This window comes from Mycobacterium asiaticum (assembly GCF_001673365.1).
In the GTDB taxonomy this organism is placed as follows: domain Bacteria; phylum Actinomycetota; class Actinomycetes; order Mycobacteriales; family Mycobacteriaceae; genus Mycobacterium; species Mycobacterium asiaticum_A.
The window spans coordinates 1-12,032 of record NZ_LZLS01000216.1; the positions used below are offsets into that span (position 1 = coordinate 1).

Sequence of the window (12,032 nt, forward strand, 5' to 3'; positions counted from 1 at the left end):
GGCCCACCCCAAAGCGGGACAATGAGGCAGGATGAGGGGCGCCGTTCCGGGGTCTTTGCCGGGATGGCGCTCTCGTGTGAGGAGACCGATGACTGAGTCCAGGGAGACCCAAGCCGGCGGCCCGGCAGCCCCGAGGACCAGTACTAGCAGCCCGTCGTCGAAGTACTCGCGGGTGCTGCTCAAGCTGGGCGGCGAAATGTTCGGCGGCGGCCAGGTCGGACTGGATCCCGATGTGGTCGCATTGGTGGCCCGCCAGATCGCCGAGGTGGTTCGCGACGGCGTGCAGGTCGCGGTGGTGATCGGCGGCGGCAACTTCTTCCGCGGCGCGCAGCTGCAGCAGCGCGGCATGGAACGGACCCGTTCGGATTACATGGGCATGCTCGGCACCGTGATGAACAGCCTCGCATTACAAGACTTTCTGGAAAAAGAAGGCATCGCCACGCGGGTCCAAACCGCGATCACGATGGGTCAGGTCGCTGAGCCCTATCTGCCGTTGCGTGCCGTACGACATCTGGAGAAGGGCCGGGTGGTCATCTTCGGTGCCGGCATGGGGTTGCCGTACTTCTCCACCGACACCACTGCGGCGCAACGGGCTCTCGAGATCGGTGCGGATGTGGTGTTGATGGCCAAGGCGGTCGACGGTGTGTTCGCAGACGATCCCCGGGAGAATCCCGACGCCGAATTGCTGACGGCGATCAGTCACCGCGAAGTGATCGACCGCGGCCTGCGGGTGGCCGATGCCACCGCATTCAGCCTGTGTATGGACAATGGCATGCCGATCCTGGTGTTCAACCTGCTGACCGATGGCAATATTGCGCGGGCGGTCGCGGGTGAGAAAATCGGGACGCTGGTCACCACCTGAGGGGAATTGCGCAGATGATTCGCGCCGACGACGATGCAGAGCGCAGTGATGAGCAGTGATGAGCAGTGATGAGAAGGAGTGGCGCAGATGATTCGCGCCGGCGACGATGCAGAGCGCAGCGATGAGGAGGAGTGGCGCAGATGATTGACGAGGCTCTCTTCGATGCCGAGGAGAAAATGGAAAAGGCCGTATCGGTGGCCCGTGACGACCTTTCGACCATTCGCACCGGTCGCGCCAACCCGGGAATGTTTTCTCGGATCGCCATCGACTACTACGGCGCAACCACTCCGATAACCCAGTTGGCCAGCATCAATGTGCCCGAAGCGCGGATGGTCGTCATCAAGCCCTACGAGGCCGGCCAACTGCACGCCATCGAAACCGCGATCCGCAATTCCGACCTGGGAGTAAATCCCACCAACGACGGCACCATCATCCGGGTGGCCATACCGCAGCTCACCGAGGAACGGCGGCGCGATCTGGTCAAACAGGCCAAGGCTAAAGGCGAGGACGCGCGAATCTCGGTCCGCAACATCCGTCGCAAAGCGATGGAGGAACTGCACCGGATCCGCAAGGATGGCGAGGCCGGAGAAGACGAAGTCGGGCGGGCGGAAAAGGACCTGGAAAAGTCCACCCACCAGTACGTCGCTCAGATCGATGAATTGGTCAAACACAAAGAAGGCGAGTTGCTGGAGGTCTAGAGGCCATCCAGCTACTCAGTTCACCCAAATCCGTGGCCACCACCGATGCCGGCACCGACAGTCCGCCCGACGAACCGGGCGACGTGACGACGCAGCCCCCCAAGAAGACGTCGAGGGCGGGGCGCGACCTGCCTGCCGCGATTGCGGTGGGTGTCAGTATCGGTGCCGTCCTCATCGCAACGTTGTTGTGGTTTCCGCATTTCTGGGTCCTGTACTGCGCAACGGCGGCGCTGGTGGCCAGCCACGAGGTGGTGCGGCGGCTGCGCGAGGCCGGTTACCTGATCCCGGTGATACCGCTGCTGGTCGGCGGTCAGGTCACCCTCTGGTTGACCTGGCCGTATGGCGCCGAAGGGGCGGCGGCCGGCTTCGGCGGCATGGTTGTGGTGTGCATGATCTGGCGGCTGTTCATGCAGGACAACCGGGTCCAGGACGATGCAGAGGCAGATGGCAAGCCGCCGTCGAGCAATTACCTGCGCGACGTTTCGGCCACGGTCCTCCTGGCCGCCTGGGTTCCGCTGTTCGCGTCGTTTGCCGCGATGCTCGTCTACGATCCCAAACACGGCCCGGCCTGGGTGTTCTGCATGATGATCGCCGTGGTCTGTTCGGACACCGGCGGCTACGCGGTGGGGGCGCTGTTCGGTAAGCATCCGATGGTGCCCAAGATCAGCCCGAAGAAGTCCTGGGAGGGTTTCACCGGGTCGTTGATCTTCGGCATCACCGCAACGATCCTGACCGCCACCTATCTGGCCGGAAAGACCTGGTGGGTGGGTGCGCTGCTGGGGCTGCTGTTCGTTCTCACCACCACGCTGGGCGACCTGATCGAATCCCAGGTGAAGCGGGATCTGGGCATCAAGGACATGGGCCGGTTGTTGCCCGGCCACGGCGGTTTGATGGACCGGCTGGACGGCATTCTGCCGTCGTCGGTGGCCGCGTGGACCGTATTGACCCTGTTGCCCTGATACTGGACTGGTCATGGTCCAACAGTTGGTGTTCGAAGAGCCGTCGCCTCGCGGCTCGATTCGGCGACCGCCGCGGCACCTGGCCGACCTCGACGCCGACGGCCGCGCCGAAGCCGTCGCCGAACTCGGCCTGCCGGCGTTTCGCGCCAAACAGCTGGCGAACCAGTACTACGGACGGCTGATCGCCGATCCGCACCAGATGACCGACCTGCCCGCCGCAGTACGCGACCAGGTTGCGACGAGCATGTTCCCCGTCTTGCTCACCGCGGCGCGCGAGGTGACCTGCGATGCGGGACAGACGCGAAAGACGTTGTGGCGCGCCGTCGATGGCGCCACCGTCGAGTCGGTGCTGATGCGCTATCCGCAGCGCAACACGGTGTGCATCTCGTCGCAGGCCGGCTGCGGGATGGCCTGTCCGTTCTGCGCCACCGGTCAGGGCGGGCTGACCAGAAATCTCTCGACCGCCGAGATTCTCGAGCAGGTGCGTGCCGCCGCGGTCGCACTGCGCGACGACTTCGGTGATCGGCTGTCGAATGTGGTGTTCATGGGGATGGGGGAGCCGCTGGCCAACTACGCCAGGACGGTGGCCGCGGTGCGCCGGATCATCGAGCCGCCGCCGTCCGGTTTCGGCATTTCGGCCCGTTCGGTGACGGTGTCGACGGTTGGTCTGGCCCCGGCGATCCGCAAGCTTGCCGACGAGCGGCTTGGTGTGACGCTGGCGGTCTCGCTGCACACCCCTGATGACGAATTACGCGACACGCTGGTGCCGGTCAACAACCGGTGGAAGATCAGCGAGGTGCTCGACGCCGCGCGCTACTACGCCGACGTGACCGGGCGCCGGGTGTCGATCGAGTACGCACTGATCCGCGACGTCAACGATCAGCCGTGGCGGGCCGACTTGCTGGGCAAGCGGCTGCACCGCGCGCTGGGTCCGCTGGCCCACGTGAACCTCATCCCGCTCAACCCGACCCCGGGCAGCGACTGGGATGCCAGTCCCAAGCCGGTGGAACGAGAGTTCGTCAAACGCGTTCGAGCGCAAGGTGTTTCGTGCACGGTGCGGGACACCCGCGGCCGTGAGATCAGCGCGGCCTGTGGACAGCTGGCCGCCGAAGGCGGGTAGCTGGAGCACAGGCCGTTGAGCCCGAGCGTGTGGACAGCTGGCCGCCGAAGGCGGGTAGCTGGAGCACAGGCCGTTGAGCCCGAGCGTGTGGACAGCTGGCCGCCGAAGGCGGGTAGCTGGAGCACAGGCCGTTGAGCCCGAGCGTGTGGACAGCTGCCGCCGAAGGCGGGTAGCTGAACCGCTAAGCGGGGTAATACGTGATTCAAGGCAAAACCCCAGCGAACGAGGTCTGTGATGAAACTCTTGTCCCCGCTCAAGTTGCTTGCCGCCGCGATCGCAGCCGTACTGATGCTCGGCGTCACCACGGCGCCGCGCGCGGGCGCCGTCGATGACCGGCTGAACTTCACCGGCACCACCCTCAGCGGCGCCGGTTTCAACGGCGCGACGCTGCAAGGCAAGCCGGCGGTGTTGTGGTTCTGGACGCCGTTCTGTCCGTTCTGCAACGCGGAAGCTCCCGGGCTCAGCCGGGTCGCGGCCGCCAACCCTGGAGTCACTTTCGTTGGCATTGCGGCACATTCGGACGTCGCGCAGATGCAGGGCTTCGTCTCCAAGTACGGACTGAACTTCACCAACCTCAACGACGCCGACGGCGCGATCTGGGCCCGCTACAACGTGCCCTGGCAGCCGGCGTGGGTGTTCTACCGAGCCGACGGCTCCTCGGAGTTCGTCAACAACACCACCTCGGCCATGTCCCAGCAGGAGCTGTCGGGCCGCGTCGCCGCGCTTTCCTGACCGGCATGAACCAGCCCTTGATCGGGTTGGCGTTCGCCGCCGGATTGGTGGCCGCGCTCAACCCGTGCGGATTCGCCATGCTGCCCGCCTATTTGCTGCTGGTGGTGCGCGGGCAACGATCGGCTGATGGCGGGAACCCGATCGGCGCGGTCGGACGGGCGCTGGCCGCCACTGTCGGGATGGCACTCGGGTTCGTGACGGTCTTCGGTGTGTTCGGTGTGCTGACCATCTCGGCGGCCAGCACCGTGCAGCGTTACCTGCCTTACGTCACCGTGCTGATCGGTGTAGTGCTGGTCGGGCTCGGCGCCTGGCTGCTGTCCGGTCGAAACCTTGCCGCGCTGAAGCCGTTCGGGCCACGCTGGGCACCGACCGCACGCCTGGGCTCGATGTTCGGCTACGGCGTCAGCTACGCGATTGCTTCGCTGTCGTGCACCGTCGGACCGTTTCTTGCGGTCACCGGGGCCGGGCTGAAAGGCAGCTCACTGTGGGGCGGGGTGGCCATCTACGCGGCCTATATTGCTGGGCTGACGCTGGTGGTCGGCGTGCTGGCCGTTGCGGTGGCCACCGCGAGTTCGGCTCTTGTGGATCGGATGCGGGCCATGCTGCCGTTCGTCGGCCGCCTCAGCGGAGTGCTGCTGGTTCTCGTTGGTTGCTATGTGGGCTATTACGGGCTCTACGAAGTGCGTTTATTCGGCGGCAACGGAAATCCCGAGGATGCCGTCATCGCCGCTGCCGGCCGACTACAGGGCACGGTGGCGGGCTGGGTGCACCAACATGGTGCCTGGCCTTGGGTGGGCGTCGCGCTAGTGGCGATGGTCGTCGCGTCCGTCACGTGGTACCGGCGTAAGTACCGCTCTCAGTCATGACCGGACCGGGCGCACAGAGCTATCTGAGCCAGCCGCGGCGACGGCCCCAGATGTCACGCACCAGCACGAAGAGCACCACGACGGCGAATCCGATGCAGAAGATGTCCTCGACATGTCCGACGTGGTTGCCGTGCAGCATCACCAACAGGAAGCCGAAGATGAAGAACCCCGTTACATACCAGGTGCGGTAGTTGATCCGGCTCCATCCCCACTGCGCGGATGGCACGTCGGCCTCGTCGACGCCGTCGGAGTAGTACGGCTCCACCTCAGTACTGGCCACGGCGATCCCTCCGGTCGGATTGACACTGCCTGATCATTCTGGCACAGGCGCTTTGGCCCTGGCCAAGCCGACCGGAGGGGATCGTCGTGTCCCGGTGCGGCCGTCAGGACGGTGGCATCAGCACCGTGTCGATCATGTACACCTGCGCGTTGGCGGTCGACACGCCGCCACAAACCACGCCGGCGTTGTTAACCCGCAGACTGTTGCCCTGACCGTTGACCGTCAGGCTGGCGCCCTGCAACGTCTTGTGCGTGCCCACGACCCTGTTCGGACTCGCCTGGCCGGACACCACGTGGTAGGTCAGGATGCTGGTCAGCATCGCCGAATCGGTCTTGAGCGTTTCGATGGTGGTCGCCGGCAGTTTGTCGAACGCGGCGTCAGTCGGCGCGAACACCGTGTACTGCCCGCTGTTGAGGGTGTCGACGAGGTTGACCTGTGGGTTGAGCTTGCCGGACAACGCCGAAGTCAACGTGGTCAGCATCGGGTTGTTCGCCGCGGCCTCGGTGACGGGGACCTGCGACATGCCCTGGACCGACGCAGGGCCGGTGGGGTTCATCGCGGCGTAGTCCGCGCAGCCCGGGCCGACCAGATCGCTGGCCGCGGCGCTGGGGGCCAGAGCCACTCCGCAGGCGATCGCGGTGGCCGCCAAACCGGCGGCTGCAATTTTCGTTTTCATGCTCGCTCCTCCTTGAGTTGAACCCCGACACAGGTTGATTCGGAACGAAGCCGGTTCTGGACGGGTGTCAGCCGTAAGTGAACGAGAAAACCTGCAAGCCCTTGCTCGGGTGCACCTCGATGGCTCCCGAAGATGACTGCGGGTCGGCCACGATTTGGCGGGAGGTCGGCGGTCCGTCGATCGGCAGCGTGGTGGTCGTGCCGTTGCGCGTGACGGTGAGGGTGCCGGTGCCACCGACGACGACGTAGATGTTCTTGGCGTGGTAGTTGAGTCTGATGGCCGAATCGTCGCCGCTGGCCGTTGCGCCCTGGTAATCCAGTGACCACCTCCCGGTCAGGGCGAAGCTGTCCGAGGCCAGGTTAGCCGGATAGGCGAATGTTCTTGTGCCCTCGTCATATTCGCCACCACCGCCATAGTTGACAGCCTTGCCGACGGCGAAATAGGTCTCGGCGGTGGTGCTGGCTTTCGGCGTGAGGTCGGGTGCGCCCACCAGGCCGGGAAGCTGAACGCCCGGCTTGGCGTCGGTGAGCAGTTGCCGGATCAACCGTTCGGTGTCGTCATAGCCGCCTTCACCGAACTTGAGGTGTCGTACCGTGCCGTTGGCGTCGATCAGATACTCGGCGGGCCAGTAGCGATTGCGATAGTTGGTCCAGGTCGAGTAGTTGTCGTCGAGCGCGATCGGGTATTTGATGCCCAGGTCGGCCGCGCCGTCGGCGACGTTCTCCGCCACCTTCTCGAACGCGTATTCGGGGGTGTGGACGCCGATTACTTCGAATCCACTGTCGTGGTAGGCCTGGTACCAGCCGGTGACGTGCGGAATGGCCCGTTGGCAGTTGATGCAGGAGTATGCCCAGAAGTCGATCAGAACTACTTTGCCGCGCAACGAATTCAGTGCAATCGGTTTGTTTCCGGGGGTGTTCAGCCAGCCGGTTAAGCCCCTGAGATCCGGTGCGGGACCGCAATTCTCGAGTCGCGTGCTGCCTTGAGTGCAGTTGGACAGCTGCGCGTTCTGGGCGGTGACGATGCCGCCGAGTCTGTCCTGGATCTGCTGCGAGCCACCGACTTTCTGCTGTAGCGATGCGGTGTAGTCGGGGATAGCGCGCTGCAGCATGGCAGGAAGGTCGAACGCCAACGCGACCGCGAGCAGGATCGTGACGATGCCCGCGCCGATCCGGATTTCTCGTTGACGGCGACGAAATGCGCTGACCCGGTTGGCTATTCGTTGGCCAGCAAGAGCGAAGAACAGCAACGGCACCGCGGCGCCGATCGCGAACGCGCCGGTGAGAACGACGGTGCCCACGCCGATCTGCGCGGTCGCCCCGGCCACCACGATCGCGGCCAGCACCGGTCCGGCGCACGGCACATACAGCACCCCCAGTGCCAGGCCGAGCCCGAAACCACCACCACGCGTGGCGATTTGCTTTTGCGGGATCTTCGAGAACGGCCGCTCGAGTAGCTGCTCGAAGCGCGGGAAGATCAAGCCGACGCCGATCGCCACCAATGCGACCAGAGCTACCCAACGAATGGCGTCCTGCGGCAGGTGTAGCGCTGACAGCAGTGCCGAACCGAGCAGCGTCACCACGCTGAAGCTGAGCACCAGGCCGCCGATCACCTGGTAGGGCCGTGCGCGCTGGGATCCTTTGGTCTTGACCGCCACTGCGCCGCTGGATTCCGTTGCCGCGCTGCTGTTTGCGCCGGAGAAGAAGATCACCGGAAGCACCGGCAGGATGCACGGTGATATTCCGGTGATCAAGCCGCCGAGGAAACCGATCAACGCAAGGGTCCACATGTCAGTTATTCGTTACGGCAACGGGTTCGGATTGGTTCGAACGCGAACAAGGCAGCCCGTCGTGCGCGGGCTGCCTTGTTCGCGGAAGGCTGCGTTATTGACCCGGAGGCATCAGCACCGTGTCGATCATGTACACGGTCGCGTTCGCGGTGTGCACCCCGCCGCACACCAGGCCCGCGTTGTTGACCATCAGGTTGGTGCCGGCGCCCGTCACCGTCACATCCGCGCCTTGCAGCGTCTTGTGGGTACCGGCGACCTTGGCCGGGCTCGCTTGGCCGTTGACCACGTGGTAGGTCAGGATGCTGTTCAGCAGCTTGGCGTCGGTCTTGAGTTGGTCGATGGTGGCCGCCGGAAGCTTGTCGAAGGCGGCATTGGTGGGTGCGAACACCGTGTACTGGCCGCTGTTGAGGGTGTCGACCAGGTTGACGCCGGGGTTCAGCTTTCCAGACAATGCCGAGGTCAGCGTGGTGAGCATCGGGTTGTTGGATGCCGCGGTCGCTACCGGATCCTGTGCCATCCCGGCCACCGAGCCGGGACCGGTCGGGTTCTGCGCGGCGTACTCCGAGCAGCCGGGGCCTACCAGGTCGGCGGCGGGATCGGTTTTGGCCGGGCTGGGCGCCGCCGTAACGCTCATACTCGGCGCCGCGGCGCTGCTACTGCCCTGCGTGGTCGGCTTGTCGCTCGAGCATCCGGAGAACCCCGCGATCGCGACCGCGGCCAGCGCCGCTGCCGCAACTGACTTTGCCTGTGTATTCATCAAGTATCAATTCCTTTGTGATGGAAGGCTTTTGAGACGAGATCTGGCGCCAGCTTCGGTGCCGTCACGATAGGTATTCGGAGTGATGGCGATTACGGATGGGTCCGAGAGAGAAAAGGTGTCCCGAGCGGGCCCGAACTGTCATAGCCAAGCGGCACAATGGTCAGGTGACTATCTGCGGTGACGGACATGCCGAAGGCCGTGTGCGAGTGCTGGTCCTGGGCAGCACCGGATCGATCGGTACCCAGGCGCTGGAAGTCATCGCCGCGAACCCGGATCGCTTCGAAGTGGTGGGTCTGGCAGCCGGGGGCAACAACCTCGACACGCTGCTGGCCCAACGCGCCCAGACCGGCGTCACCAACATCGCCGTCGCCGACGCCGATGCCGCGCAGCGGGCGGGAGTCCCGTTCCGAGGACCAGACGCGGTGACTCGACTGGTCGAGCAGACCGAGGCCGACGTCGTGCTCAATGCGCTGGTCGGTGCGCTGGGTCTGCGACCGACGCTGGCCGCGCTGGAATCTGGCGCCCGGTTGGCGCTGGCTAACAAGGAATCCCTGGTCGCGGGGGGGCCGCTGGTGCTGCGGGCGGCGCGGCCCGGCCAGATCGTGCCCGTCGACTCCGAGCACTCCGCGCTGGCGCAGTGCCTGCGCGCCGGCAGCCCCGACGAGGTCGCCAAGCTGGTGCTGACCGCCTCCGGCGGCCCGTTCCGCGGCTGGTCGGCACAGGATCTCGAGGACGTCACCCCCGAGCAGGCTGGCGCGCATCCCACCTGGTCAATGGGGCCGATGAACACCCTGAATTCGGCGTCCCTGGTGAACAAGGGGCTCGAACTCATCGAAACCCACCTGTTGTTCGGCATCCCCTACGACCGCATTGACGTGGTGGTGCACCCGCAGTCGATTGTTCATTCAATGGTGACCTTCACCGACGGTTCGACGATCGCCCAAGCCAGCCCGCCGGACATGAAGCTGCCGATTTCACTGGCACTGGGCTGGCCGCGCCGGGTCAGTGGTGCCGCGTCGGCGTGCGCCTTCGATACCGCCTCGACCTGGGAGTTCGAGCCGCTGGATAGTTCGGTTTTCCCGGCCGTGGAGTTGGCCCGGCACGCGGGTGAAACCGGCGGATGCCTGACCGCCGTCTACAACGCGGCCAACGAGGAGGCCGCCGAGGCGTTTCTCACCGGCCGCATCAGATTCCCGGCGATCGTCGCCACCATCGCCGAAGTGCTGCACGCTGCCGACCAATGGGCCGCTTTACCAGCTACCGTGGACGAGGTACTCGAGGCGCAGCGTTGGGCCCGTGCGCGAGCGCAGCATGCGATCGCGACTGCTAGTCCCGCTCCGGTCAGAGTCTCCGGCACGGCGTGAGAAAGGTCGTTACAGACTGATGATGTTCGTCACCGGCATTGTGCTGTTCGCACTCGCCATTCTCATCTCGGTCGCCCTGCACGAGTGCGGTCACATGTGGGCCGCGCGGGCCACCGGCATGAAGGTGCGCCGTTACTTCGTCGGCTTCGGGCCCACCCTGTGGTCCACCCGCCGCGGCGAAACGCAGTACGGCGTCAAGGCCATCCCCGCGGGTGGCTTCTGCGACATCGCCGGCATGACTCCGGTCGACGAACTCGATCCCGATGAGCAGGACCGCGCGATGTACAAGCAGGCGACCTGGAAACGCGTCGCGGTGTTGTTCGCCGGGCCGGGCATGAACTTTGTCATCTGCCTGGTGCTGCTCTACGGCATCGCGGTGGTCTGGGGGCTGCCCAACTTGCATCCCTCCACGAAGGCCGTCGTCGGCGAAACCAGTTGCGTCGCACCGGAAACCACCCAGGGCAAACTAGACAAGTGCGAGGGCCAGGGTCCCGCGGCACTCGCCGGAATCCGGGTCGGTGACACCGTCGTCAAGGTCGGCGACACCCCGGTGTCCACCTTCGAGGAGATGGCCACCGCGGTACGCAAGATGCACGGGACGGTCCCCGTGGTGGTCGAGCGCGACGGTAAGACCGTCACCACCTACGTCGCCGTCGAGAACACCCGCCGCTTCGTTCCCAGCGGACAGGGCAATGACGTTGAGCCCGCGACGGTCGGTGCCATCGGGGTGGGAGCTCCACGCAACGAGCCCACCCAGTACAACGTTCTGACCGCGGCCCCGGCCACCGTCGTCTTCGCGGGCGAGTTGACCGTCGAGGTCGGCAAGTCGTTGGCCGCCATCCCGACCAAGGTCGGGGCATTGCTCAACGCGATCGGCGGCGGAGAACGAGACCCGCAGACGCCGATGAGCGTGGTGGGAGCCAGCATCATCGGTGGCGACACCGTCGACCACGGCCTGTGGGTGGCGTTCTGGTTCTTCCTAGCGCAGCTGAACCTCATTCTGGGCGCCATCAACCTGTTGCCGCTGTTGCCTTTTGATGGCGGCCATATCGCCGTCGCGTGCTACGAGAAGATCCGCAACATGATCCGTTCGGCGCGCGGCAAGGTCGCGGCCGCACCGGTGAACTACCTCAAACTCATGCCGGCGACGTACGTGGTCCTGATTTTCGTGGTCGGGTACATGCTGTTGACCGTCACCGCTGACGTGGTCAACCCCATCCGGCTCTTCCAGTAGAGAGAGAAGGCGAGAACAAGTGACGGTAGGCCTGGGTTTGCCGCAGCCCCCGGCACCCACGCTGGCCCCCCGGCGCAAGACGCGTCAGCTGATGGTGCGCGACGTCGGGGTCGGCAGTGATCATCCGATTGCGGTGCAGTCGATGTGCACCACCAAGACGCACGACGTCAACAGCACGCTGCAGCAGATCGCGGAGTTGACCGCGGCCGGTTGCGACATCGTCAGAGTGGCCTGCCCGCGTCAAGAGGACGCCGACGCGCTGGCCGAAATCGCCAGGCACAGCCAGATTCCGGTGATCGCCGACATCCACTTCCAGCCCAAGTACATTTTCGCCGCGATCGACGCCGGGTGTGCCGCCGTGCGAGTCAATCCGGGCAATATCAAGGAGTTCGACGGCCGGGTCGGCGAGGTCGCCAAAGCCGCCGGCGCCGCAGGCGTCCCGATCCGGATCGGCGTCAACGCTGGCTCCCTGGACAAGCGGTTCATGCAGAAATACGGCAAGGCGACACCGGAGGCGCTCGTTGAGTCGGCGTTGTGGGAAGCCTCGCTGTTCGAGGAACACGGCTTCGGCGATATCAAGATCAGCGTCAAGCACAACGACCCGGTCGTGATGGTCGCCGCCTACGAGCAACTGGCTGCCCAGTGCGACTATCCGCTGCATCTGGGTGTCACCGAAGCCGGTCCAGCGTTCC

At 65.2% G+C, this 12,032-nt stretch carries 13 protein-coding genes; 9 read left to right on the forward strand and 4 right to left on the reverse strand.

Annotated elements, in window-relative coordinates; translation table 11 throughout:
- Positions 1–88 precede the first annotated feature (88 nt).
- From pyrH to A5634_RS25625, 6 genes are all read left to right on the forward strand, one after another.
- Complete coding sequence (gene pyrH / locus A5634_RS25600; protein ID WP_065146833.1) at positions 89–862, forward strand: UMP kinase; 774 nt, start codon at positions 89–91, stop codon at positions 860–862.
- Between the two features lie 140 nt (positions 863–1,002).
- A complete protein-coding gene (gene frr, locus A5634_RS25605; RefSeq protein ID WP_065146844.1) occupies positions 1,003–1,560 on the forward strand; it encodes a ribosome recycling factor in 558 nt (185 codons plus the stop codon).
- A 32-nt stretch (positions 1,561–1,592) separates the two neighbouring features.
- Positions 1,593–2,519, forward strand: coding sequence for a phosphatidate cytidylyltransferase (locus A5634_RS25610; RefSeq protein WP_065146834.1), 927 nt, complete (start codon positions 1,593–1,595; stop codon positions 2,517–2,519).
- Positions 2,520–2,532: 13 nt separating this feature from the next.
- A complete protein-coding gene (rlmN, locus tag A5634_RS25615) occupies positions 2,533–3,639 on the forward strand; it encodes a 23S rRNA (adenine(2503)-C(2))-methyltransferase RlmN (RefSeq protein WP_065146835.1) in 1,107 nt (368 codons plus the stop codon).
- Positions 3,640–3,873: 234 nt separating this feature from the next.
- The gene (locus A5634_RS25620) at positions 3,874–4,371 is read left to right on the forward strand and encodes a protein disulfide oxidoreductase (RefSeq protein WP_065146836.1); all 498 of its coding nucleotides are present in this window, start codon (positions 3,874–3,876) and stop codon (positions 4,369–4,371) included.
- 5 nt (positions 4,372–4,376) lie between these two features.
- Positions 4,377–5,237 carry a cytochrome c biogenesis CcdA family protein gene (locus A5634_RS25625; protein ID WP_065146837.1) on the forward strand — a complete coding sequence of 287 codons (861 nt, stop codon included), beginning with the start codon at positions 4,377–4,379 and terminating at the stop codon, positions 5,235–5,237.
- 19 nt (positions 5,238–5,256) lie between these two features.
- Here the strand turns inward: A5634_RS25625 and A5634_RS25630 are convergent, their stop codons facing one another.
- The 4 genes from A5634_RS25630 to A5634_RS25645 form a co-directional block, all read right to left on the reverse strand.
- Positions 5,257–5,517 (reverse strand): DUF2631 domain-containing protein, encoded by a 261-nt coding sequence (locus tag A5634_RS25630; protein WP_065146838.1) that lies wholly within the window; start codon positions 5,515–5,517, stop codon positions 5,257–5,259.
- Positions 5,518–5,620: 103 nt separating this feature from the next.
- Entirely contained in the window at positions 5,621–6,193 is a 573-nt protein-coding gene (locus A5634_RS25635) for a fasciclin domain-containing protein (RefSeq protein ID WP_065146839.1), read from the reverse strand.
- Positions 6,194–6,260: 67 nt separating this feature from the next.
- Positions 6,261–7,982 (reverse strand): cytochrome c biogenesis protein DipZ, encoded by a 1,722-nt coding sequence (locus tag A5634_RS25640; protein ID WP_065146840.1) that lies wholly within the window; start codon positions 7,980–7,982, stop codon positions 6,261–6,263.
- A 94-nt stretch (positions 7,983–8,076) separates the two neighbouring features.
- Positions 8,077–8,742: a fasciclin domain-containing protein gene (locus A5634_RS25645; protein ID WP_065146841.1), complete on the reverse strand. Its 666-nt coding sequence runs from the start codon at positions 8,740–8,742 to the stop codon at positions 8,077–8,079.
- 164 nt (positions 8,743–8,906) lie between these two features.
- Here A5634_RS25645 and dxr point away from each other — a divergent pair, with 164 nt between their 5' ends.
- The 3 genes from dxr to A5634_RS25660 all read left to right on the forward strand — a co-directional run.
- Positions 8,907–10,106, forward strand: a complete 1,200-nt coding sequence (dxr, locus tag A5634_RS25650; protein ID WP_065146842.1) for a 1-deoxy-D-xylulose-5-phosphate reductoisomerase — start codon at positions 8,907–8,909, stop codon at positions 10,104–10,106.
- A 19-nt stretch (positions 10,107–10,125) separates the two neighbouring features.
- Entirely contained in the window at positions 10,126–11,340 is a 1,215-nt protein-coding gene (locus A5634_RS25655; protein WP_065146843.1) for a M50 family metallopeptidase, read from the forward strand.
- Positions 11,341–11,359: 19 nt separating this feature from the next.
- Positions 11,360–12,032: flavodoxin-dependent (E)-4-hydroxy-3-methylbut-2-enyl-diphosphate synthase (locus A5634_RS25660; RefSeq protein WP_172831790.1), on the forward strand; the 673-nt coding region annotated here is incomplete at its 3' end.